The sequence below is a fragment of the Pseudomonas sp. P9_2 genome (genome assembly GCF_034008255.1).
Lineage (GTDB): Bacteria > Pseudomonadota > Gammaproteobacteria > Pseudomonadales > Pseudomonadaceae > Aquipseudomonas > Aquipseudomonas synxantha_A.
Map to the genome: position 1 here is coordinate 4,708,840 of NZ_CP125376.1, position 24,288 is coordinate 4,733,127.

A 24,288-nucleotide genomic window follows, 5' to 3' on the forward strand; every position below is an offset into this window, starting at 1 on the left:
GAACTTCACTGGGGCACGTGGCGCCTTAGCTTTACGCGGTAAAGATTTATCACCGGTCTGTGAAGAGGTATGCCATGTCTACATCCAACGATCCCCAAACCAGCAACCGCAATGACCCTGCCATCGATGGTGGCGAGCCCGCTCCGGGCACCGCTGCCGATGCGCCCAAGGACCCGACGGCTGCCAGCGACCCCAAGGCCAGGGAAAATGACTACAGTCCTGACTTCAAGCCTGAGCGCGAGCACAAGCCTGAAACCGATGCCGATATCGATACCCAAGGCGGTTAACGGAGACGGTCATGTCAAAAGAACTCGACGAAGAACTCAACGACCCCGGCAATGAAGATCCGGGTTCGCTGATGGATGATGCGCAAGTGCCGCTCAACGATCTGGATGAAGCGGCCGACGTCGGCAATACCGACAGTCAGGACTGATCCGGCGGTGGGCCAGAGGGATCGGTGAACTTGAACAGGAGATGTCCTTCCTGTGCTTGATCAAGCGAGACCTACTGGCCCTGTACGCGGTTATCCATCACGCCAAGCGCGGCGCAGAATTTATTTTTTGTGCGCGGCGCGTCGTTCGTACCACACCAGCAAGGGCTGGGTGCTGAGGCCATGCACCATCACGCTCAGCGCGATCACCGAGAGGGTCAGGTTCACCGCCACGGCGCTGCTGGTACCGATCAGCCCATGGTTGAGCGCATAGAACAGGTAGTAGAGGCTGCCGATCCCGCGAATACCAAACCAACTGACCAGGCTGCGTTGCCGCCGATCCAGCAGGCTGCCCCAAGGCATCGCAAACACGCTGAGCGGGCGAACCACACAGAACAGCAACGCCGCCACCGCCAGCGCGCGCCAATCCCAATGGCTGACCAACACGATGCCCAATACGCTGACCAGAAACACCTCCATCGAGCGCTCGACCAGGCTGCCGAAAGCCAGCATGTCGCCCATCATCACGCCGGCGGCGATCTGGGTGTCCTTCAACTGGCTGACGTCACCGTGCAGCGCCTGCTCGGGCTCGATCTCCAGATGGCCCACCACCGGCTGGGCCAGGTGCTCGGCCGGCGTTTGCGCATAACCGGTGGATTTGACCTCGGCCTGGCGCAGCCCCAGGCCCGCCGCGAACACCGACAAGAAGCCGTAGCCGCCGACCGCTTCAGCCGTCACATACGCCAGGGCAATCAGCGCGAGGGTGAGGTAGTCATTCGGTGACAGGGTGCTATCGGCATTGATCAAGCGCAGGCGCAGGGTGATACGGCCAATGCCGCGGCCCATCCAGTAACCCATCAACAACCCGGCCGGAACCGCCCACAGCAGGTTCTTCAGCACCCAGCCGCCGAACCAGTCGCCGTCGAAACCGCCATGTTGCATAAACAGCAGGCCAAAAATCACAAAAGGAAACGCGGTACCGTCGTTCAACCCTGCTTCGCCGGACAGGCCGAATCGCAACGCGTCATAGTCCTGGGCATTGTTGACCTGCACCAGGCCGGCCAGCACCGGGTCGGTGGGCGCCAGCATCGCCCCCACCAGCAGCGAAACGCCCCAGGTTAAATCGAACAGGTAGTGCAGCAACAGGCAGGTGCCGAGGATGGTCAACAGCATCACCGGCCCGGCCATGCCAAAGGCGATGCGCCAGGTGCGGTGCTTGAGCGGCAGGCGCAATTTCAAACCGCTGACAAACAGCGAAAACAGCACCGCCACTTCCGTCAGGTGCTCCATCCAGCGCGCCGAGCCCTTCACGTCCAGGTGCAACAAGTCCACGCCCAGCGGGCCAATGGCGATGCCCAACAACAAGCACACCGCTGAGGTGGTCACCGGCATCCAGCGCAAATAGGAGGAGGTGAGGGCGAGGGTGAGCAGTACCGCGCCTAATACGGCCAACCATAGAATGAAAGTCATCGTGCGTGCACTCGGCCGTGGTTCATTCAGGTTGGAGGGCCATGGACAAGTACGGGTTCAAACAATCAACAACGTGGAAGCATCGGCTAACACACGGGCTGGAATGCATTCACCAAGGTTGACCACCCATACATACCGATGGCGCTGAGCGCGTGTTCAATCGGATGACTACACAGCTCTGCACAGGTACCTGATATGACGGGTATATCCCCAGCTCTTACGCATTCCTCACTGCCGCTGTTTACGCCCGGCGCCTCATCATCTGTGCTTCCTGACGTCGATGTTTTGCCGCGTGAGGCGCCCATTGACCGCGCCGCGACCGACACGGGCAGCGCCGCAATACGCCCTCTGGGCGGCGCGTTATCGTGGCCGATTACGTTGGACTCAGGCGAAAAACGGCGTTTGCGACTTATCACCATGAACCACGCTCACCATTTGGGCGATCAGCCGCTGGTGATGCAAACCCAGGGCGGGGTGCTGGAGTTTCTGCGGTATCGGCAGCCGCTGCCGGCAGAGGCGGGCGACGACCCGGCTAAAATACTCCAGGCACTGGTCAACTCCCCGCAAGGGCAGCGGATGGGCAAAGCGCTACAGCAAACCATGCAAGGCGTTGACAGCGAAAGCAGCGCAAGCGATTACCTGCTGGCCGCTATCGCCCTGCAGATGGACCCTGAGTCGATCACTGCGCCCGATCGCAACAGCGTTGCCGGTTTCGACCTGGGCAGTGACACACGTGGGGGGCACCACGCCTCCAAGGTCGTGGCCGGCTTGGCCGAACATTTGAGCAGTACCGGCAAAACCAGCGCTGCACTGGCGAGTGTTGGTGCGTACCTGTTGCTGGCCAAGGCGGTACCGCAGTTTCTGATCAAAGACATTCCCCCGACGGTAAAGGTCGGCAGTCAGGCGTGGGCCAGCCTGACGATGGCTGCGATGACGATTGAGGCGCACACCCCGGGCAAAGTCCCCGGCATGACGTTTGCGCAGGTCATGAGCGAGGCTGAAAACGCCCGACGGGTTGACCCTGTGGCCACTCAGCATGCCCAGACTGCCGCGTTATTCGATTGGGGCGTTGCGAATGAAATCATCCCCAAAAGAAACGCTGACACCTACACCGCTGCACAACTTGAAACCGTCAGGACCGAGTTCAACCAACAGCTTGATGAGCGGATGTCTGCTTCAAAAATACTGGACAAGGCAATATCGACGCGAACAGAAATCGCACAGATCAAGTTGCAGGAGCGGTTTGGAGACTTGGGCGCGCTGTTTGAAGTCAAAGCACTCAGCACTGATGCGTCTGGCGTGAAGCACGGGCAAAACGGGATAAGCGGCACTCATTCACTCTTGGACTACGCCAAGATGGACTTGCCGAATCCGAGACCACTTAAATCGAGTGACCCCCGCATTCCCATAGAGGCGGTGAACAGTAACCTCACGTTCGGTGTCAGGGAGGCTTTCGAACAGCAGTTCACACGCGCTATCCAGGAAAAAAAGGCTGCCGTCAATACAACCGTCAGGCACATGATCTCGCAGCTCCCATCTGCGGATAGGAAGAACTTCGAGTTTGGAAAAATCAGCTTTTTCCAAGAAGGCTCATACGTCATGGATGGTCATTTCAATAATACGCAGGGTCAAAATAAACCTGGACTGTTGGTCAAAACTGAACTGCATGGCACGACAAAAGCCTACGTCATCGACTTCAATAAAGGTTCGATTGAAAGGGCGAGCGTGTACGCAGCGCAGGTTCAGGAGTCCAAGGCAGGCAAAAATGTTTCTACGACCAAAGCGTTCACGCCCCGTCATAACGCAGATGGTCTGGGTCGTGAACGCCCATTGAGTGACTCACTTGTGAATAGTTTCACCAGCGCTCGATCCCGTTCGATTGCCGACGCCTTTGTCCAACACCTTGATCTCGATGACCCTGCAATAAAAGAACAGGCACGCGGGCAGACTCCCATAGACGAGTATTACAGCCCCAAACCGTTGAACGATTTTTTGTTGAACCTGATCCCCTTCAGATCGGCCATCGTCAATATTCAGAATGGCAAATATGGCGAGGCAGCATTTGATCTCATGCTGGACATCTTCGGCTTTGTTACTGCAGGGGCCACCACGGCTGGAAAACTGCTCAAGATCGGCAGCGCTGTTCTCTCCAGCGGTGCCAAGGCGCTAAAGGCTGCCAAAGTCATCGGCGTCGCCACGATTGACCTGCTCAATCCGGTGGGTGGTTTGGGTGATTTGGCCAGGTTGGTGGGCAGCGGTGGCTTGTATGTACTGTCCAAAACCGTCAATAAACTCAGAGGTGCCACCGGCAGTTACGACGTATTGAAGGCGATCAGCAAGCAGTATGACGCAGCGGCGACAGGCGTGGTGAAGGTGGCCGAACAGGCGGTGGAGGGCGCCGCCGTGCTCAAAGGCGGCAAGTGGTATTCATTTGACGCCGACACGATGCGACCTTATGGCAGCCCGCTCGAAGAGTTCAGGGTCGCGACCCAGGCTGTCGCGGGTGAGGTGGACACGGCGCATATCGATGGGCTGAGTGAATTGAGCCATGAGCTGTTCGAGCACTTCAAAGTGCCAGACAGCAAAATCGTGGGGCTGTCACGTAACAGTCAGGGGGTGTATGTGGCGGCTGATGGGCACATTTCGCATATACGCCATACCGACAGCAACGGTGATACAGCGGTGTATGAGGTCCGCCAGGTTTCGCGCACGGACGACGGTGTTGTGCAGGCGCGGGTTTATCACAATAACCGGCAAACCGAGTTGCTGGTCCAGCATGTACAAGGTGACGAATGGCAACGCCTGGGGGCGCCCGGTGGTGGGCAGATCACTGCTGAGGACTTGAAGGCCTGGGAGGCGTTGTCACCAGAGCAACAGGAAAGCGTCACGCGCAAGGGCTTTGCCAAACAGAATAAGCTTCCACAGAAAACCTTTGAGTTCTTTGTGAAGCCTGACGGTCAGTTGAGCGATAGCGGCGTGATCGTGCGTGATCGCCCCGCCAGTACCTTGCCCAATAAGGTGACCGAAACGCATCTGCGTGCTTGGCAAAATATGACACAAGCGGCGCGTGACGAAATGACCTTGGACGGATTTATCGGCCTTCATAATCTTCGACCGACGACGATCAGGTCGTATGTGCGTCAGAATGGCACCCTGACGAGCAAGGGGGATGCGCTGGTCCAGGCGTCCGATCCCACCAGAAGTAACCAGATCAGCGATGATCATTTACGTCAGTGGGATGAGACTTTCAGGAAGGTGGAAAACTCATTGACGTCAGCGCAGTTTGTTAGCCAGCACGGGCTCAACCCACGTAGCTGGGCGAGGCTCGTTAACGCGGATGGTTCGTTGACGCAGGCGGGCGCGCAGCGTTTGGAGCAGGCACGACAGGCCGGCGCAGTCCAGGTCTCCACTCCCATGGCTGATCATTTGCGAGCGTGGCAGGCGCTGCCCTACGAGCAACAGCAAAGCCTTACCCCTGAGGTCTTTGCCCGGCAAAAAAACATCCCCCCGAGAGTTTTTGAGCGCTATGTGCAGCCCAATGGTCAACTGACCGATACCGGCCTGGCAGTGCGCGACCGTGCGCCCAACACGCCCTTCCATAGGGTGACTGAAACCCATCTCAGTGCTTGGCAAAACTTGACACAACCGGAGCGTGACGCTTTGACCCTTGTCGGGTTTTCCGAGCTTTATCATGTCAATCCGAATACGTTCAAAAATCATGTGCGGCAAAACGGTACCTTGAGTTCAATCGGCATGGATTTGCAGGGCAGGGCGTCCGGTGTTGGCCCTAACCAGATTACCGATGACCATCTTCGCCAATGGAAAGCGCATGTCGAGAACCCGGATAACCCGGTCACGCAAGCGCAGTTCATAACAGATAACGGACTCAATTCAGCTCTTTGGAGGGTGTGGGTTAATGTTGATGGTTCCTTGAAAAACAACGCCTCGACGCGTCTCGAGCGCTCCGCACTGGGTTCAATAACCCCTACGCCGAGCGCTCCCGCAAGAGTGGTCACGGCTGAGCATCTACGCGAGTGGGATGGGTTGCAGGCGCTGCAACAGCAAAGCCTTACCCGTGAGGACTTTGCACGGCAGAAAAACATCCACCCAAGAGTTTTTGAGCGCTACGTGCAACCCAATGGTCAACTGACCGCTATCGGCGTGGCAATACGCGACCGCGCGCCCAACACGCCCTTCCATAGGGTGACTGAAACCCATCTCAGTGCCTGGCAAAACTTGGCACAACCGGAGCGTGACGCTTTGACCCTCGACGGTTTTTCCGAGCTTTACCATATCAATCCGAATACGTTCAAAAGTTACGTGCGGCGAGATGGTACCCTGAGTCAAGCTGGCATAGAGTTGCTGGGCAGAACGGCGGGTGTCATCCCTAATACGATTACCGATAACCATCTCCGTCAGTGGAAAGCACATTTCGAGAACCCGGATAACTCGGTCACGCAAGCGCAGTTCATAACAGATAACGGGGTCCATTCAGCCACCTGGAGAGACTGGGTTAATCCTGATGGCTCCTTGAAAAAAAATGCCTCGGAGCGTCTTGAGCGCGCCGCACTGGTCCCAAGAACCCATACGCCGAATGCGCCCATGAAAGTGATTACGGCCGAACATTTGCGCGAGTGGGAGGCGTTGTCGACTGCGCAACAGCAAAGCGTTACCCATAGAGGCTTTACCCTACAGAAACACATATCCCGTAGAACCTTTGAATACTACGTGCAGCCTGGCGGCCAACTGAGTCCTGCCGGAATAATTGTGCGCGACCGTCCGATCAACACACCGTTTGATCACGTGGTCGACACGCATCTCCAAACGTGGATCAATATGACCGCGCAAGCGCGTGAAGCCATGACCATCGAAGGTTTTGCCGGTCTCCATAACCTTAATGTGGAAACGTTCAGAAAATATGCACGGGCTGATGGCAGCCTGAAGACTGCCGGCGAAGCGCTTGTGAATCGATCACTACTAAAACGACCTGCACCGGACCATTTGGACTCACCGCAACCGAAGGTTGCGGATCTGACTCAGCGCCCCGAGGCGCCACAAGGCTTAGAGACCCCAGACCCATCTCCTGTAGACCGGCCCGTCGTGATCAAGGTTGAGCCCATTGCTTCGCCGCCATTACCTCGTCACCAGATCGACAATACACTGCCTATCCTGCAGGACCCGGCGGACCCCACACTCAGCTTGACCAAAGCAATCGAGGGTTCTTTCGACGACATCCGCATTGCCAACTGGAATGGTCTGCTTGACGGGCTTGATAACGCAACGCACAAGAGGGTCAAAGCCAAGATAAAGGCCGAGATCAAAGAGTGGCTGGAAACCGAACGTCAGCACCAGTCCCGGTTTGATGAAACCTTGGAGGTAGTCACAGCACTCGACGATGGTGGGCCAGATCGAGGTGCGTCGGTGTGGGCGCGACGCGATATTCCCAAGTTTGAAGTGCTTGGCCCGTACGCGGGCAAATATCATGCCTCTGAGGCATCGCTGTTTCAGGAGCAACGCAAGCAAGGTTCGCGGGCGGTACTGACGTACTTGTTCGGGACCCGGTCGGGAAGTCGCTCGGTGAGTGCGCTGCACACGGGCAATACCCTGAGCAAGATCAATACTTCGCAATTGGGCAGTTTGCCGGCCTGGAAGTCGAACAATGTCATCTCCATCGCCGTCGGAAAAAACCTGACGTTCTACGTGGCGCTGAAGGACATCAAGAAAGGCGAGGAATTACTGCTGGACTATGGACCGTACTATAAAACGGTGCCTGATATAGCGATCAAGCCGGACCCTGATCACTAAGTCAAACCGGTCAAATCTGTTGGAGCGAGCAAGCTCCTTCCCATAGGTTTTATCGACGGCGCGCTCCAGGTTTTTTCCAGGTAGGCATGGTGAGGCGCAGGGCCCAAGTTATCCGTTGAACGACGGTTTCGTTTGCACTATGTTGACCCCATTCTCCCCGTTCGCACAGCAACGGATTTGCGCATTTTCATCTTGAACCAGAGGCTCTGGCATGAGGTTTTCTCCCTTCGTTGAGCGAATTGCAGGGCAGGGCGTCGCCGCCTGGGACATCCACCACGCTGCGTTCGACGCTGCCAGCCAGGGCGAAGACGTCATCATCCTTAGCGTCGGCGACCCGGATTTCGCCACGCCGGCCTTTATCACTGACGCCGCCGTCAATGCCTTGCACGCGGGAGATTCCCACTACACCGAGATCGCCGGGCGCCCGGCCTTGCGCGAGGCGATCGCGACCCGTTACAGCCAGACCCTGGCCCGCCCGTTGGCGGCTGACAACGTCATCATCGTGCCCGGTGCGCAGAACGCGCTGTTCATCAGCTCGCTATGCCTGTTGCAGGCCGGCGACGAAGTGCTGGTGCTCGACCCGATGTACGTTACCTACGAAGCCACGCTCAAGGCCAGCGGCGCCACTCTGGTGCGGGTGCCCTGCAGTGCGCAGTCCGGCTTTCGACTGGATCCACCATTGCTCGCCGCCGCGATCACGCCGCGTACCCGGGCGATATTCTTTTCCAATCCGAACAACCCCACTGGCGTGGTGCTCAACCGGCAAGAGCTGCGAGCCATTGCGGACTTGGCGATCGCACACGACCTGTGGGTGGTAGTGGATGAGGTCTACGAAAGCCTGGTGTTCGACGGTCAATACCACAGCCTCGCGGCGTTGCCGGGCATGGCGCAGCGCTGCATCGTGATTGGCAGCTTGTCCAAGTCCCATGCCATGACCGGCTGGCGTATCGGCTGGCTCATCGCCCCAGCGCAAATGGTGCAGCACGCTGAAACCCTGCTGTTGAGCATGATGTACGGCTTACCCGGCTTCGTGATGGAGGCGGCGACAGCTGCGGTGTTGGCCCATGACGAAGTCACGCAAGGCATGCGTGAGACTTACCGACGCCGACGCGACCTGGTGGTGACTGCCTTGAGCGCCTGCCCGGGCATCCGCGTGCAGGCGCCGCAAGCGGGCATGTTTGTGTTGGTGGATGTGCGCGATACGGGCCTGGGGTCCCTGGATTTCGCCTGGCGCCTGTTTCGTGAAGCTGGTGTGTCGGTGCTGGACGCGGCAGCCTTCGGCGAGCCGGCCCAGGGCTTCGTTCGGCTTTCCTTTACCTTGGGCGAGGAGCGTCTGGCGCAAGCCTGTCGGCGGATTGTGCTGTTTGTTGAACAGCTTGCCAGTGAGCGGGCCGTGCACTGGGCGTGAGTACTTGCCCAACTTTTGGCCTTGTCTCGTTTCAAATGTGGGAGGGGCAATGCGACGATTCGACTTGCCCCGATGGCCATAGGTGTCTACCCAAATTGGTAGCAGCCGACGGTAACCACGATGCGTAGCGAGCCGCTCTTGATCTTGATCTGCTTTTGATCTCAGGCGCCCCGTCAAACCACGCTGGCCGGAATTCGACAGGGATTTGGGGGATATGTACTCGGTCTGACCCAGCATCCTGGTCGGCCCCGAGGCCGCCATCGGGAGCAAGCCCCCTCCCACAGGCTACGCAGCCCTGTTAGTCAGCCAACGGCGGCAAACGCCGTTTCACCGGGGTTTTCTTGACGATAGCGGTGTTGGTCTCGGCATAGGTATTCAGCCGGTCCAGCAGCGTGTCGAGGTGCTCCATGGTGCGTACATGCAGGCGGGCGATAAAGCAGTCGTCACCCGTGACCTTGTCGCATTCGGTGAACTCGGGGATCGCCTGGATCTGGCGTTCCACTTCCTGCAATTTGCCGGGCAGGGGGCGGATGCGCACGATGGCTTGCAGCAGGTAGCCGAAGTGCTTGGGGTCGATGTCGACGGTGTAGTGGGTCAGCACGCCGCGCTCTTCCAGGCGACGCAGACGTTCGCTGACGCTCGGCGAAGACAGACCGATGATGCCCGCCAGGGTCTTGAGGGACAGGCGCGAGTCGTCCATCAAGGCGGCGATCAATTGCTGGTCGATAGTGTCGATCATGAGGTTTGCCTAATAAGAAAAGGTGAATCCTGGGTTTTGCCTTTTTTAGTCGCTGTAGCCGTGTCGAGCAGATTGCCATAATTGAGCCTCACTTGAGGAGCCTCAGTCATGGATACATCAATCCGTCGCGGAACCTGGGAAATGATCGCCGCCATGCTGATCTCCGGCACCATTGGCTGGTTTGTGCTGGTATCGGGCGTGTCGGTGCTTGAGGTGGTGTTCTGGCGCTGCGTGATTGGCGCGCTGACACTGCTGCTGGTGTGCGCGTTGCTGGGGTATTTGCGCCTGGCGTTACTCAACTGGGCCAAGCTCGGGCTGGCAGTGCTCAGCGGCGTGGCTATCGTCGGTAACTGGCTGTTGCTGTTCGAGTCCTATTCCCGTGCGTCCATCTCGATCAGCACGGCGGTGTACAACGTGCAGCCGTTCATACTGGTGATGCTGGCGGCGGTGTTTCTCGGTGAGAAGATCACCGTGCAAAAAATGGCGTGGCTGAGTGTGGCGTTCCTGGGCATGTTGGCGATCGTGACCGCCCATGGTGAGCAATCGGGTGGCGGGAATTATCTTGCTGGCATTGCCTTGGCCTTGGGCGCGGCATTTTTGTACGCGGTGGCGGCGCTGATCATCAAACGCCTGAAGGACGTACCGCCGCATTTGATGGCGTTGATCCAGGTGACCACCGGCGCAGTGCTGCTGGCGCCGCTGGTGCCCTGGCACAGCTTGCCCGTGTCGACCACTGCCTGGACGGCACTGGCGACATTGGGCGTGGTGCATACCGGTTTGATGTATGTGTTGCTGTACGGGGCTATTCAGAAGCTGCCCACGGCGATGACCGGCGCGTTGTCGTTCATCTACCCGATTGCGGCGATCCTGGTGGACTGGATCGCGTTCGGGCATCGCCTGGGGTGGCTGCAATGGCTGGGTGTGGCGGCGATTCTGCTGGCCGCTGCCGGGTTGCAGCGGGGCTGGTGGTGGCCCCGCGCCCGTCAGCTCAGTGCGTGCCCTGATAGATAAGGTTTTCCGGGTTGAAATGCTCTACAGCACTGCCCGGCTGCGGCAACCCGAGGATATGCCCCTTGATTTTGCCTACCACATGCATCTCGCACGGCTTGCAATCGAACTTCAGGGTCAGCACTTCGTCACCGTGGATCAATTGCATCGGCGCCACCTTGGTCTTTACCCCGGTCACACCCTTGGCCTGTTTAGGGCACAGGTTGAACGAGAAACGCAGGCAATGCTTGGTGATCATCACTGGCACTTCGCCGGTTTCTTCGTGGGCTTCGAAGGCCGCATCGATCAGCTTCACGCCGTGACGGTGGTAGAAGTCGCGAGCCTTCTGGTTATAGACGTTGGCCAGGAACGACAGGTGCGCATCCGGATACACCGGCGGCGGGGTGGTCTCGGCCTTGCGTCCACCCCGAGGGTGCGCCTGGATGCGGGCGGCGGTCAGGGCTTCGATCACTTCACGGCGCAACGCCTTGAGCTGCGAGTTGGGGATGAAGAACGCCTGCGGCGCGTCCAGGTCGATGCGGGTGGCGTGGTACTCGGTGGTGCCGAGTTGGCCGAGCAGATCGCGCAGAGTGTCCAGTGCCTGTTCCGGCTTGTTGGCTACACCAAACGGGCCGGGCAGGGTGACACTGGCGCTGATGCCTTCTTCGCTGGTGGCGGTGAGGTGCAACTGCTCTTCACGCAGGCGTGCAACCCACGCCAGGCCGATACGGCGTTCGGCGGACGTCTTGAGCAGTGCCTGTTGCCAGTTATGGTCCAGGTTACGGTTCAAAGGATGGTTGGGGCGCAACTGATGCAGGCCGGCCGGCATTTCATTCGGCTCGACGCGGTAGCGATAGCGCTTCTCGCCGTCTTCCTCGAACTCGCCCTTGGGCTCGGCGATATTGGCGCGAAAGCCCACCACTTCACGCTTGACCAGCACATTCAGGCCATCGCCGTTGGACAGCGGCTCATGGGTGACTACCTGCAAGTCACGCTTGCCGGCTTTTTCCACCACACCCACCGGCAGGCCGGTAAACGTCGGAGTATCGAACGCGCCGATGTCGATCTTGCGATCGGTGACGAAATAGTCGGTGCTGCCACGGTGGAAGGTCTTCTCCGGGTCCGGCAGGAAAAAATGCGCGGTACGCCCGCTGGAGGCGCGGGCCAGGTCCGGGCGGTCTTCGAGGATTTCGTCAAGGCGCTGGCGGTAGTAGGCGGTGATGTTCTTCACATAGCCCATGTCCTTGTAGCGGCCTTCGATCTTGAACGAACGCACACCCGCTTCGACCAGCGCGCGCAGGTTGGCGCTCTGGTTGTTGTCTTTCATCGACAGCAGGTGCTTTTCAAAGGCCACGACGCGGCCCTGGTCATCTTTCAAGGTGTACGGCAGACGGCAGGCCTGGGAGCAATCGCCACGGTTGGCACTGCGGCCATTCTGCGCATGGGAAATATTGCACTGCCCGGAGAACGCCACGCACAGGGCGCCGTGGATAAAGAATTCGATGGCGGCATCGGTTTCGTCGGCGATTGCGCGGATTTCCTGCAGGTTCAGCTCACGGGCCAATACCAACTGCGAGAAACCGGCCTGGTCAAGAAACTTTGCCCGGCCCAGGGTGCGGATGTCGGTCTGGGTGCTGGCGTGTAGCTCGATGGGCGGAATATCCAGCTCCATCACGCCCAGATCCTGCACGATCAACGCGTCTACACCTGCGTCATACAGCTGGTGGATCAGCTTGCGCGCTGGCTCCAGCTCGTTGTCATGCAAAATGGTGTTGATGGTGGTGAAGACGCGGGCGTGGTATCGACGGGCGAATTCCACCAGCTGCGCGATATCGCTCACCTCGTTACAGGCGTTGTGACGGGCGCCGAAGCTTGGGCCGCCTATGTAGATGGCGTCGGCGCCATGCAGAATGGCCTCGCGCGCAATGGCGACATCGCGGGCAGGGCTGAGCAATTCAAGGTGATGCTTGGGCAAGGACATAGTTTTTTTAGTCAGGCTTGTCACGGTCGAGGCGCGCATTGTAGCCGTGAAATGCCCGGCCGGCATCTACCGCAGGGCTGTCGGGCCCAGGGCTTGTGTGGGAGGGGGCTTGCTCCCGATGAGGGTGTGTCAGTAATTAAAACTGTTCTGACCCACCGCTATCGGGAGCAAGCCCCCTCCCACATTGTTCATAGCGCGCTGAGATATCAGGCTTTGGCAGCCATCGCTGTTACTTCAACACGCATTCCGTCCACCGCCAATGCAGCAACACCCACCGCAGCCCGCACCGGCCATGGCTTGGCAAAAAAGCGCTTGTAGACTTCATTGAACGCAGCGCGGTCGGCCATATCGGTGAGGTAGATGGTCAGGTGCATCACCCGGTCCATGGAACTGCCGGCTTTTTCCAGCGCGACTTTGAGCGCTTGCAGGGTGCATTCGCTTTGCAGGGTGATGTCGCCCAGCTCCAGGCTGCCGTCGGAGTGGGTCGGGATTTGGGTCGAGACCAGAATACCGTTGAAACCGATCACGTCAGATGAGATGGAGTCGGCGTCCGGGTCGGGGGTATAGGACAGGTCGTGGTTGGCCATGGGCACCTCGTGTTGGCAGGAACAGAAAGGCGCCATGGTCCGCGAAAAAAACGCTTGGGGCAAATCAGCGGGTTGTCTGAAAATTACTCCTTCACATCCATGAACTCTTCAGCCCACGCCACATAGCTCTCCGGCAACGTGTAGGTGTGGGTCAGTTCCGTGGCGCTGAGATTGGACGTGCTATGGGTAAGCTGGCGTTGCGCACGCAGGCTGTCGTAGGTGGCCTTGATCGCGGCGAAGTAGGCGCCATGCCCGGCTACGACGATGCGCACGCCCAGGCTGGCCAGGCGCTCGCTGTCATGCAGTTGCGGGTTGCCGTAGGTCACCAGCATCAACGGCACGCTGAGGTTCTCGGCGATTTGCTCCAGGTGCTCGAAGTCTTTGACGCCAACCATGCAGATACCATCGGCGCCGGCCTTTTCGTAGGCTTTGGTGCGGGCGATAACATCGGCGGTGGGCAACACGCCGGCGTTGGTGCGGGCAATGATCGACAATGCGGGGTCGACGCGCGCCTCAATGGCTGCCTTGACCTTGCCGATGCCTTCTTCTACCGAGATCAAATCGGTGGACTTGCGCCCGAACTGCGCCGGCAGCAGGGTATCTTCAATGGTCAGCGCGGCAACACCGGCGCGTTCCAGTTCCTCGACGGTACGCATCACGTTCAGCGCATTACCGTAGCCGTGGTCGGCGTCGGCAATGAAGGGCAACTGGGCGACACGGCCAATGCGGGTGGCTTGCTCAACAAACTCACTCAGGGTAATCAACGCGAAATCGGGGGCCGCCAGCACCTGCAGGGAGGCGACTGAACCTCCCAGGATCCCGACTTCAAAACCCAGGTCGGCCGCGATGCGGGCAGACATGGGGTCGAATACGGAGGCGGTTTCAACGCAGATAGGCGTTGCCAGCAGGTCACGGAAGTTACGGCGTAGCGCTGAGTGAGAAATCTTGGGCATGTTCTTTCCTGGCTTTGGTCATCGTCAAGTGACGATCAATGTCTATTCGTGGTGCCGGGAGATTACCACGCAGACGGGCAGGGGATTATGACGTTTGAGCGGGGCCGTGCTATTGAGCGACGGCGCTGTATGACTGGCCCAGGTCGCGGGCCCAGCCGTCGAGCACTTCTTTTACGTTGTCGGCGGTCATCACTTGCTTGTCGTTATCCAGGGGAATGCCGGTGCCCTCGCTCACGATGGCAGCCACCACATCGCCGGTCGAGCCGTCTTCGAGGGACAGCTGCGTGGCGATCTCGCTGTCCTGGTCGCGGATGCCGGCGGCGGTGCTCACGCCCGCTGCGACCAGGGTGATCGGCAGCCATTCATACAGGCGCAAGCCTTGGGTGCTGGTGGTGATCCGGGTAATGGCGGGGCGTACCGTAAGCGTGTCGGGCCCGGGCTTTGCGGCCAGATACATGTGTTTGCCAAGCTCCGACCGCAGTACCAGGTCGTAATATCCGGTGACGTGGAAGAGGGTGCTTTGCGGTATCTGGGCGCTGGGTTCAACGGCCGGGAAAAACTGGCTGGGCGCCAGGTACACCTGCTTGTATCGGCCACGCTTCAAGGCCGGACTGACCCAACTCAGCACGGTCTGGCCCGAAGCACTCTGGTGTTCTTTAAGCAGGCTGTAATCGTGAAGAAAACCCGCGTCTTCGGGCTCGATACGGTTGCTGCTGCAGGCCGCCAGGCTCAAGGAGGCCGCCATCAATAACGGCAGTGAACGTTTGCAGGTCATTAGTGGGCTGCCTGTTCGTTCGGGTTGTCATGAGAGCATTCGATGTGCAACTGCCCATGGGTCATGATCCAATGGACAAGCTCGGCGATGGGGATGGAGTGGGCATACTCGACCCAGCGCCCGGCGTCAGGGCTGTAATGTTCGAAGTAGCGGCGCAATACGATGCGGTCCTGGTCCGCCGTCAGGCCCAGGCAGGACTCCTGGAACAGCATGGGGCTGTCCTGTGCGAGGGACGATGTGCGCTGGCTCAGCACCAGGGGCCGCCCGGTGTCCTGTGCCTGCTCTGTATACCTGCTGCTGGAAACCTTCATGAACGTCGCCTTGAATGGAAGGCGTGCAGGATGCCCGACGGTTTTTTCCCGAAGATGTCCGGGTTGTGTCCGTGGCGAAGGAATGTTGCTCGATTGAAATAAATGACCCCGGCGCCGGAATGGTTTTAGATGTTTTCCTTTTTTGCCAGGGGGCCTGGGAACGTGAGCAGACTGCTGATCGTCGACGACGACGGAGAAATTCTGGCATTGCTGAAGAAGTTCTTCGTGCAGCACGCCTACGAGGTCGACGTGGCTGCCGACGGAGAAGCCATGTGGGCAGCCATCGCCCGGCAGCGGCCAGACACCATTATCCTGGACCTCATGCTGCCCGGTGAAGGCGGCCTTAGCCTGTGCCAGAAAGTCCGGGCGCAGATGGGCATTCCAATCATCATGCTCACGGCCATGGGCGAGCTCAGTGATCGCATCGTCGGCCTGGAGCTTGGCGCCGACGACTATCTGACCAAACCGTTTGCCCCCCGCGAATTGCTGGCCCGTCTGCGGGCGGTGCAACGGCGGGCGGGGCAGCCCGTCGGCGCTGCCAGTGAGCATTCCCGGCCAATCATCGCGTTCGCCGGTTGGCATCTGGATATTACCTGCCGCGAGCTGCGCTCTCCCGAGGGCGTGATGATTCCGCTGTCCGGTGGCGAATTCGACTTGCTGGTGGTGTTTCTTGAGCATCCTCAGCGCATCCTCACCCGCGACCAATTGATCGACCTGACCCACGGCCGGGGCCACGACGCCTTCGACCGCAGCATTGACGTGCAGGTCAGCCGGCTGCGGCGCAAGATCGAGCCCGATTGCAAACGCCCGGACCTGATCCGCACGGTACGCAATGGCGGCTATCTGTTCACCGCCCCGGTCACCCGGTCATGATCCGCGGCCTGTTGCATCGCGACACCCTGAACCGGCGCATCGCCCTGACCATTCTCGCCGCGATGCTTGCTTCACTGGCGCTTAATGCCTTGTTCGTCCAGGTTGCCGGGGTCTGGGCGCGCCCGCCGATCGAGCGCACAGGGTTGCTGGAGCAGATGGGCGCCACCACCAAAGTCATCGAAGCCGCGCCTGCAACGCTGCGTCCGCAACTGGCGGCAGCGGCCAGCGATGCCCGCCTGCATGTGGCCTGGCATAACGACCCTGCGGATTTCGGCCTTCCCGACGGCAACACGGCGCTTCAAACGGGCGAAGTCCCGGGGATACAAGCACTGTTTGGCACTGGGCGACAAATTCAGGTGTTCAGCCCCGACGATTGGCCGCGTGGCAGCCCCGAGGCGCACTATGTTGCGCTCGTGCAGTTGCTCGATGGCAGCTGGTTGTCATTCGTCCCGCCTGAACGCACGTGGGGGCTGAGCGCACCCACGCGCATCGCGGTGATCATCACCCTGGGGTTGATCGCGACCTTGTTGGTGGCCTGGCTCGCGACCCGGCAATTGGCCCAACCGTTGCAGCGTTTCGCCAGTGCCGCCAGGCGTTTTGGTGGTGATTTGCGCGCTCCGCCCATCGACAGCGAAGGCCCCCACGAAATACGCCAGGCCATCATCGCCTTCAACACCATGCAGGCGCAGATCCAGCATTTCATCGGCGAACGCACCCATATGCTCGCGGCGATTTCCCACGACTTGCGCGCGCCTTTGACGCGGATTCGCCTGCGTTGCGAGTTCATGGAGGATCTGGACCATCAGCACAAACTGATTCGCGATGTCGAGGAAATGCAGTCGATGATCAACACTGCGCTGGCGTTCTTTCGCGACGATACGGTGCTGGAGCAACGCACTGCATTCGATCTGTCGGAGCTGCTGCAAACCATCATCGATGATTATCGCGACCAGCATTTTGCGGTGGATTTCATTGGGCCGTCCCACCTGGTCTATCACGGACGCCCACTGGGACTTAAGCGGGTGATGGTCAACCTGCTGGAGAACGCCGCCAAATATGCGCGTCACCCTGGCATCTCTCTGAGTGGGGACGGTCAGCGCATCTGCATTGAGGTTCATGACCAGGGACCGGGGATTCCCGAGGCTGACCTTGAGCGCGTATTCGATCCATTCTTTCGCCTCGAAACCTCGCGCAATCGTAATACCGGTGGCGTGGGTCTCGGGCTTTCAGCAGCGCGCGCCATTGTGCGCGAGCAGGGCGGCGAACTGACGCTAAGCAACCGTCTGCGTGGCTCAGGCTTGGTGGCGCGGGTCGAGTTGCCTCTATAGCCTGATGCGGGGAGCGCATTATTTTCGCATTACGTTATGCGTTATAGGTATTTTACACGCACCTCTTAGAACCGCATCGTATCGATCCTTACGAATATTGCCGAGACCGCGCGCGCGGATCGACTTGACTGCCCCACACGGCATCTGGAGACGAGCGTGCGTTACCTGACAACATTGGCGGCCGGGTTGGCCGCCACCTTGCTAAGCCTGACGGCACAGGCACAAACCCTGGTCGTGGGTGACCAGAGCTATAACGCCCAAGCGGTGATGGAAGCGGCGGGGGTGCTGGATGATCTGCCCTATACCCTGGAATGGAAGCAATTCACCGCCGGGTCACCGGTGGCCGAAGCGCTCAACGTCGGCAGCCTGGATATCGGCCTGCTGGGCGATGCGCCGGTATTGTTCCTGGGCGCATTGGGCGCACCGATCAAGGTGATTGCCGTCAGCCGCCAGAATCTTGCGGGCGTGGCGATCCTGGTGAAAAAGGATTCGTCGATCCACAGCCTGGCCGATCTTGCGGGCAAGCGCGCGGCCATCTGGAAGGGCTCCTGGAGCCAGCAACTGCTGCTGACTGCATTGGATAAAGCCGGGGTTGCACGGGACTCTCTGGAGTTGCGCTACCTCAGCGCGCTGGATGCGTCCCATGCGCTGGAGGGCGGCGCAGTTGACGTCATCGCCACCTGGGAGCCGTATGTCACGCAACAGGAACGCCAGGGTGCGCGAGTACTGGCGACCGCCGAGGGGTTGATCCCGGCCCAGAGCTTCATTGCCGCCAACGCCAATGCGGTAGAGGCCAAGCGTGAGCCTATCAGCGACTTTCTCCAGCGGCTGAAAAAAGCCCGTGACTGGGCTCGCCAAAACCCGGCCAACGCCGATGCCTATGCCGATGCCTGGGCCAAGCGCACCCGTGCCGACGCCGACATCGCCCGTGTGTGGTTTGCTCGGGCGCGCACCACCGTCGAGCCACTGACCGCCCAGGCGCCTGTGGAAGCGCAAAAGACCGTGGACTTTTTCGCCAGCCAGGGCCTGATCAAGGCTTACCCGGCCGCCCAACTGTTTGACCCGTCCTTCGCGGCGTCCTTGCAGCCAGCCGTCGCCACCCGCCAGCCCTGAAGGTTCTTGTCATGACTAAAAGACAGCTCAAACTGGGCGCCCTGACCATGGGCAGCGGTGGCCCGGGCCGCCATAACCTGTGGCTCGACCCGCAACTGCCGGCCGATGCCAGCGTCAACGTCGATTGGTACATCGAAATTGCGCGCCAGGCCGAGGCGGCGCTGTTCGACTTGATGTTTATCGTCGACAGCCAATTTATCACCCCCGGCTCGCCATCCCATTACCTCAATCGCCTGGAGCCGCTGACACTGTTATCGGCGCTGGCGGTGAGTACCCGGCATATCGGCCTGGTTGGCACGCTGACCACCTCCTACAACTCGCCGTATAACGTGGCGCGGCGCCTGGCGTCCCTGGATTTGATCAGCAAAGGCCGCGCCGGCTGGAACGTGGTCACCAGCGGTGATGCTGGCACCGCAGGCAATTACAGCCGCGATGAACATTATGACTACGCTACCCGCTATGGCCGCGCCGCCGAACACGTCCAGGTGGTGCAGGGGTTGTGGAACTCTTACGAAGACGATGCGTTTGTGCGCGACCGCGCTACCGGCCAGTTTCTCGACCCCAGCAAGCTGCACAGCCTGAACCACCAGGGCGAACATTTTCGCGTGGTCGGCCCGCTGAATATCCAACGCTCACCCCAGGGCCAACCGGTGATCTTTCAGGCCGGTGATTCCGAGCCAGGCCGCGATCTGGGCGCCGCCACGGCGGACGTGATCTTCACCCATGCGGCCAGCATCGAGCAGGGCCAGGCGTTTTACCGGGATATCAAGGGCAGGGCGGCACAAAGAGGGCGCGATCCGGAGCAGTTATTGATCATGCCCGGTGCGGAAGTCTATGTGGGTGACACTGATGCACAGGCCCGGGAAATCGAGCAGCACTACCATCAACTCGACCATAGTTTTGAACTGGCGCTCAAGGAGTTCGGGCGTAATTTCGGCTGGCATGATTTCAGCCAGTACGACCTGGATGCGCCATTCCCGCAAGAGAGCCTGGAAGCGGCGCGCAGCAGTTTTTTCACCAATGCCAAACGCATTGCCGATCAGGCGCGGGAGAAGGGTTTCACCTTGCGCCAGGCCATTGAGTTTGGTCGGCAACTGCGTCCTGGCGCCTTCGTGGGTAGCGCCGATACGGTGACGCAGAAAATGGCTGACTGGCTCCAGGCGCGGGCTGTGGACGGGTTCAATATCTACATCGGCCACCCCGGGCAGTTCGATCGATTCACCCGGGAGGTGATTCCGTTGTTGCAGGAACGCGGGGTTTATCGCACAGAGTATGAAGGCTCGACTTTGCGCGAAAGCCTGGGGTTGGCAGTTCCCAGGTTTAAATGAGAAGAATAATAGCAAAGTAAACAGCTATTTATTTGCGACGCTTCGATTTACTTTCGGCCACAGCCGCCTCCAAGGCCGCTGAGAGATCGTTTAGGTCTTTATAGAACGGTGCTGGAGTTGTATGTGGCTGTTCCGTTTTAAACATGATTATTGGATTGTTTTCGAAGTGAATCTTCATTGGTAGCTCGCTGACTAATCGAACGGAAAGCGTATGCAAATAAAGAAGTGCGTCATCCAGCGTCCTGATTAATTGCTCGCTATATTCGTAAAGTCTTAAAAGGCTCGTATGACTATGAATGCCGACGAGCTCTCCTAGGGTTGGGCTTTGTCTCCCCCTGGTCTTTGCAAGATAGGTGTCGAGTTGTTTTGCAAACGGTTGAACCATATCATTTCGCTCTTGAAAGCTTGAATGAATAGCGGCGTACTTTTTCTCGGCAATCAACATTTTTGTAAGTAAATCGCCCATGCCCTCTTTGATGAAGATTTGATTGAGCGCATCCGCTGCATTTTCGGCATTCGGGAAAAGCCCTTGAGTTCTTGGTATATGCATGAATCGCAGTTCTTTGTCTTGATGCGGTGTCACGAGTTGATGCTTAAGAACCCAAAGATCATTGTATTTCATTGAAAGAATCGAAACGCCTTTGTTGTACGCATTGATAGCGGCTATTTTTTCCTTTCGTCGCTCTGCGTGGGACTGAATACCATAAGTCGCAAAAGCACCTAGTAATGCACCACCAAAACCCGCCGCCACGGGGCCCAGTATATCCTTGAAGATACTGGATACACTTGTAGGGAAGGGTGAGTAGGTTTCTGGGAATGCAGAAAGCAATGAAAAAAAAGAAAAAATTGATACGACTATACCTACTGTAACGCCAATCCAGAATAATGGATTCATAGCTTACAGTTGCCAAGAAATAGAATGAGAGTGCAACATGAATCTTTTTGACCCTGTTCCCCTGCGAGGGTTTCGATCATCGGTTTCAAGCATATGGCAAAGTACATTCGTGTCCTTTCGGGCCGTCCAACCCAATACAGTAGAGGCAATTTGCCGCTATTATGCCTGTTCACAGCACTCGAATCCATGACATGATTTGCATCTCGCATGTATGGTCCCATTGCTGAATGCAAAACGACTCCAGCGACCAGCTTAATGAATGGTGTCATGTCCAACATAAGGCTTGAATTTATGTACATATCGAGTAATTTATTGAAGCTTGTCTATCCGCCCATCTCAAATCAGTTTGCACAGTTGTTATGGGAAGATGCGGAGGTCAGGCAGTTTGTAAAAAAAAGCAAGTTATATATGCTTGCTCAACGCCATGCGCTTGAATTTGATAACCGCCGAATCGACCGTGAGCACGCTCGATTCTATTTTGATCTGGTTTGCGGCAAAATCAAAAGAAAAAACTTGAGCGTAAATCTTGCAGACTTGATAGGCGACTATCAAGAAGAAGTAGTTATAGATTGGGGCGCCCAAGCAATAAAAATCTCTACCGAACATGCTCACAACAATAAAGAATCAATACTTTATTGGGCGACTACCGATAAAATGCTATACGATTTTTGGAGAGGCAGGATCGATATAGTAGGTTTGAGCAATGCTTTGCAATTCACTGATTTTAATCTGTATTATGTGGGGATATCAAAGGAGGGCGACAGCTTCTCCAGGCTTTTCGCTAATGGGCATAAAAGCAGGGCTGAAATACTTTCACGTGAAACTCAATACAGCCCAACGGCCAGACTGACAGATGAGCTTTATATATTTCTTTTTGATATTGATGACTTTGCAGTCAAAGAATTGACAGAGAGCGACTTCGAGCTGCCTGGGTTTATCGATAAAAAAATCTTAGCCGCCGATGCAGAAAAAGCGTTCGTGAAAATTTTACAATCAAAGTACAACATTGTTAAATATCAATCATACCCTAAAGGCAAGGATGGATTGTACGGTTCTGGATTAACGTCTTACTCTTATCAAATTGATGAGGATATTACATTTTTTACGGCAACTCATAAAATAAGGGGGTGCTATAACTCTCCCTGGCGGGTTGAACAACCCATTGATGTCATTCACGTCGAAGGAGAACGGGTAAAAGTGGTTTCGGCAGATGCTAACGATGATCCCCATTCCGCATAACTGCTGTGCAGCGCCAGGGATTACTCCGCCCGTAAGCGATGCCTATAGTTCATTCACTTACCGCAGCGCCTTCAAAAGCGCAGCGGGCTCCGGCCCCCCCCAGACTGAGGTGAGACTGATGAACGAATTCAACCCTGCGCCGACGGATATAAACCAAGTGGACGCCGAGTACTTCGAGTACAGCAAAGCGGCCAACCCCATCAGTGCCAACCTTATTGCGCGCATTCCCTACCACAGCTTTCCCGCCTCGTTATACGACAGTGGCCCTTCACGCGTGGTACCGCTGGACCTCAGTGACGCCTTGGGCTGCGAAGGCCCTGCGACAGGCCCCGGGCTGTGCGCGAACTTCATGCGCCTTAACCGTGGCGACACGCTGACCCTGCAACCCAATGCGACGTCCCAGGTGTTCTACGTGATCGCCGGCGAGGGCAGCGTGGTTCAGGGCGAACATGAGATTCAATGGTCAAAAGGTTGTTTTATGGCCTTGCCTGGCTTGCAGGCAGCACACTTCAGCGCCCGCCAGGATGCCCGTCTTTACTACGTGCACGATGAACCGTTATTGCGTTACCTGGGGGTGGCACGCAGCGCAGACCGCTTCGCGCCGACGTTGTACCCCGCAGAACTGGCTAACGCCAAGCTGCGTGAAGCGGCCGACGATCCTCGTGCGCAAGACCGCAGCCGCATCAGCATTTTGCTGGGCAACCGCAACTTCCCCCAGACGCGCACCGTGACCCACGTGCTGTGGGCCATGTATGGGATCCTGCCGGCAGGCTCGGTACAGAAACCTCACCGGCATCAGTCGATTGCGCTGGACTTCATCATTGATTGCCCGCCGGGCTGTTACTCGCTGGTGGGCACCGAGTTGGATGCGGACGGGCAGATCTGCAATCCGCAGCGGGTGGACTGGTCGCCTGGCCTGGCATTTGTCACGCCGCCGGGGTACTGGCACGCGCACTTCAATGAATCGGACACCGAGGCGTTCCTGATTCCGATTCAGGACGCAGGGCTGCAAACCTATCTGCGCTCGCTGGATATTCGCTTCAGTTGAGTGATGTCCACTCGGGCGTCTGGCCCAGTCGCTCAACGATAAAGTCGATAAAACACCTGACCTTGGACGACACTATGCGCTTGGGCGGGTAGACAAACCACACGGCGAAGTCGCGCTCGACATCGCGTATTCGCCATTGCGGCAGCCACACGAGCAACTCGCCGGCCTGGATGCTCTGGGCGACCAACCAATCCGGCAAAAGGGCAAAGCCCAGCCCCTGGCGAGCGGCGATCAGTTGTGCGTCGAGATCATTTATCCGAATGCAGCCGTTGTGCAGCAGCGGTGATACCTGATCGCCGCAGACAAAGCTGATAGCGCCCGTAGGCAGCGTACCCAACACCGCAGGCAAACCGGCGAGGTCGGCGGGGGTTGAGGGTGCAGGGTGCTGCCTGGCAAAAGCCGGGCTGACCACCACGCGGTAGTGGCCGTCGCAGAGTTTGCGGGCCTTGAGCGTCGAATCGGCCAGCGCGCCAATGCGTATGGCTAGATCGACGCCGGCATGAATCAGGTTGACCTGAGCATTATCCAATACCAATTCCACACTGATTTGCGGGTAGCGCGCGCAAAAGTCCTTCAAGGCTGGAAGGATGTGATGGCGGGCGAATGCCGGCGGCAGGTTGAGCTTCAACAAGCCCCTGGGCTGCTGGTTCAACGCAGACGTCGCCGCCTTGGCGTGTTCCAGTTCATCCAGCACCCTGCGGGCGTGCATCAGGAAGGTCTGGCCGCCTTCGGTCAGGTGCAAGGTGCGCGTGGAGCGGTTGAACAACGCGATACCCAGGTCTTGCTCAAGATCCTTTATATAGCGTGAAACCGTGGACGCCTTGATCCCCAAACGCTCGGCTGCGCGGGAGAAGTTATTGCCTTCGGCAGCTTCGACGAAGGCGGTGAGGGCACTGAAATAGTCCAAGGACAGCCTCGGGGCAGGGCAGGAAAGTTGGCAGGTTGTTGAAGTTTGCAGGGCGCTGTCAACTCGAAACTATCGTCATTTGCTGGCACAAGCTTGATCCTGGTCAGGTAA

19 protein-coding genes and 1 pseudogene are annotated in these 24,288 nt (G+C 58.2%); 11 read left to right on the plus strand and 9 right to left on the minus strand.

All coding sequences use genetic code 11. The annotated features are described in order from the left end of the window. Positions 1 to 74 precede the first annotated feature (74 nt). Positions 75 to 287, plus strand: coding sequence for a hypothetical protein (locus QMK52_RS20985; RefSeq protein ID WP_005788439.1), 213 nt, complete (start codon positions 75 to 77; stop codon positions 285 to 287). A gap of 11 nt (positions 288 to 298) precedes the next feature. Then, on the plus strand, positions 299 to 433 hold the full coding sequence (locus tag QMK52_RS20990; protein WP_005788437.1) for a hypothetical protein: 135 nt from the start codon (positions 299 to 301) through the stop codon (positions 431 to 433). Between the two features lie 120 nt (positions 434 to 553). Here the strand turns inward: QMK52_RS20990 and QMK52_RS20995 are convergent, their stop codons facing one another. Beyond that, positions 554 to 1,900 carry a cation:proton antiporter gene (locus QMK52_RS20995; RefSeq protein WP_005788435.1) on the minus strand — a complete coding sequence of 449 codons (1,347 nt, stop codon included), beginning with the start codon at positions 1,898 to 1,900 and terminating at the stop codon, positions 554 to 556. 195 nt (positions 1,901 to 2,095) lie between these two features. On the opposite strand from QMK52_RS20995, the gene QMK52_RS21000 reads away from it, so the two are divergent. Both QMK52_RS21000 and QMK52_RS21005 read left to right on the plus strand, forming a co-directional pair. Continuing rightward, positions 2,096 to 7,705, plus strand: a complete 5,610-nt coding sequence (locus QMK52_RS21000) for an SET domain-containing protein-lysine N-methyltransferase (RefSeq protein ID WP_320403351.1) — start codon at positions 2,096 to 2,098, stop codon at positions 7,703 to 7,705. A 211-nt stretch (positions 7,706 to 7,916) separates the two neighbouring features. Beyond that, a pseudogene (locus QMK52_RS21005) lies at positions 7,917 to 9,092 on the plus strand (pyridoxal phosphate-dependent aminotransferase); the annotation flags it as partial. A 319-nt stretch (positions 9,093 to 9,411) separates the two neighbouring features. Here the strand turns inward: QMK52_RS21005 and QMK52_RS21010 are convergent. Continuing rightward, a complete protein-coding gene (locus QMK52_RS21010) occupies positions 9,412 to 9,852 on the minus strand; it encodes an Lrp/AsnC family transcriptional regulator (RefSeq protein WP_005788428.1) in 441 nt (146 codons plus the stop codon). A 108-nt stretch (positions 9,853 to 9,960) separates the two neighbouring features. Between QMK52_RS21010 and QMK52_RS21015 the strand changes: the two genes are divergently transcribed. Then, positions 9,961 to 10,863, plus strand: coding sequence for a DMT family transporter (locus QMK52_RS21015; protein ID WP_005788426.1), 903 nt, complete (start codon positions 9,961 to 9,963; stop codon positions 10,861 to 10,863). Here the strand turns inward: QMK52_RS21015 and QMK52_RS21020 are convergent. From QMK52_RS21020 to QMK52_RS21040, 5 genes are all read right to left on the minus strand, one after another. Then, positions 10,841 to 12,820 carry a peptidase U32 family protein gene (locus QMK52_RS21020; RefSeq protein WP_194438298.1) on the minus strand — a complete coding sequence of 660 codons (1,980 nt, stop codon included), beginning with the start codon at positions 12,818 to 12,820 and terminating at the stop codon, positions 10,841 to 10,843. The two genes, QMK52_RS21015 and QMK52_RS21020, sit on opposite strands and share 23 nt — an antisense overlap. 206 nt (positions 12,821 to 13,026) lie before the next feature. After that, positions 13,027 to 13,407 carry a RidA family protein gene (locus QMK52_RS21025; protein WP_005788423.1) on the minus strand — a complete coding sequence of 127 codons (381 nt, stop codon included), beginning with the start codon at positions 13,405 to 13,407 and terminating at the stop codon, positions 13,027 to 13,029. A gap of 83 nt (positions 13,408 to 13,490) precedes the next feature. Then, positions 13,491 to 14,360: an isocitrate lyase/PEP mutase family protein gene (locus tag QMK52_RS21030; protein ID WP_005788420.1), complete on the minus strand. Its 870-nt coding sequence runs from the start codon at positions 14,358 to 14,360 to the stop codon at positions 13,491 to 13,493. Positions 14,361 to 14,469: 109 nt separating this feature from the next. Continuing rightward, positions 14,470 to 15,135, minus strand: a complete 666-nt coding sequence (locus QMK52_RS21035) for a DUF3313 domain-containing protein (protein ID WP_194438296.1) — start codon at positions 15,133 to 15,135, stop codon at positions 14,470 to 14,472. After that, positions 15,135 to 15,446: a hypothetical protein gene (locus QMK52_RS21040; RefSeq protein ID WP_005788417.1), complete on the minus strand. Its 312-nt coding sequence runs from the start codon at positions 15,444 to 15,446 to the stop codon at positions 15,135 to 15,137. Before QMK52_RS21040 ends, QMK52_RS21035 begins: the two co-directional genes overlap by 1 nt. Positions 15,447 to 15,575: 129 nt before the next feature. Here QMK52_RS21040 and QMK52_RS21045 point away from each other — a divergent pair, with 129 nt between their 5' ends. The 4 genes from QMK52_RS21045 (at position 15,576) to QMK52_RS21060 (ending at position 20,088) form a co-directional block, all read left to right on the plus strand. Continuing rightward, on the plus strand, positions 15,576 to 16,319 hold the full coding sequence (locus QMK52_RS21045) for a response regulator (protein WP_122735028.1): 744 nt from the start codon (positions 15,576 to 15,578) through the stop codon (positions 16,317 to 16,319). Beyond that, the gene (locus QMK52_RS21050; protein WP_320403352.1) at positions 16,316 to 17,647 is read left to right on the plus strand and encodes an ATP-binding protein; all 1,332 of its coding nucleotides are present in this window, start codon (positions 16,316 to 16,318) and stop codon (positions 17,645 to 17,647) included. The genes QMK52_RS21045 and QMK52_RS21050 overlap by 4 nt, the downstream gene beginning before the upstream one ends. A 156-nt stretch (positions 17,648 to 17,803) precedes the next feature. Then, a complete protein-coding gene (locus QMK52_RS21055) occupies positions 17,804 to 18,760 on the plus strand; it encodes an ABC transporter substrate-binding protein (protein ID WP_122735030.1) in 957 nt (318 codons plus the stop codon). Positions 18,761 to 18,771: 11 nt separating this feature from the next. Next, positions 18,772 to 20,088, plus strand: coding sequence for an LLM class flavin-dependent oxidoreductase (locus tag QMK52_RS21060; RefSeq protein ID WP_320403353.1), 1,317 nt, complete (start codon positions 18,772 to 18,774; stop codon positions 20,086 to 20,088). Between the two features lie 28 nt (positions 20,089 to 20,116). Here the strand turns inward: QMK52_RS21060 and QMK52_RS21065 are convergent, their stop codons facing one another. Next, complete coding sequence (locus QMK52_RS21065) at positions 20,117 to 20,983, minus strand: hypothetical protein (protein WP_320403354.1); 867 nt, start codon at positions 20,981 to 20,983, stop codon at positions 20,117 to 20,119. 207 nt (positions 20,984 to 21,190) lie between these two features. Between QMK52_RS21065 and QMK52_RS21070 the strand changes: the two genes are divergently transcribed. Both QMK52_RS21070 and QMK52_RS21075 read left to right on the plus strand, forming a co-directional pair. Beyond that, entirely contained in the window at positions 21,191 to 22,222 is a 1,032-nt protein-coding gene (locus tag QMK52_RS21070) for a hypothetical protein (RefSeq protein ID WP_320403355.1), read from the plus strand. A 118-nt stretch (positions 22,223 to 22,340) separates the two neighbouring features. Beyond that, positions 22,341 to 23,270 carry a cupin gene (locus QMK52_RS21075; protein ID WP_320403356.1) on the plus strand — a complete coding sequence of 310 codons (930 nt, stop codon included), beginning with the start codon at positions 22,341 to 22,343 and terminating at the stop codon, positions 23,268 to 23,270. Here the strand turns inward: QMK52_RS21075 and QMK52_RS21080 are convergent. After that, a complete protein-coding gene (locus tag QMK52_RS21080) occupies positions 23,263 to 24,177 on the minus strand; it encodes a LysR family transcriptional regulator (RefSeq protein WP_005788400.1) in 915 nt (304 codons plus the stop codon). The genes QMK52_RS21075 and QMK52_RS21080 overlap by 8 nt on opposite strands. Positions 24,178 to 24,288 lie beyond the last annotated feature (111 nt).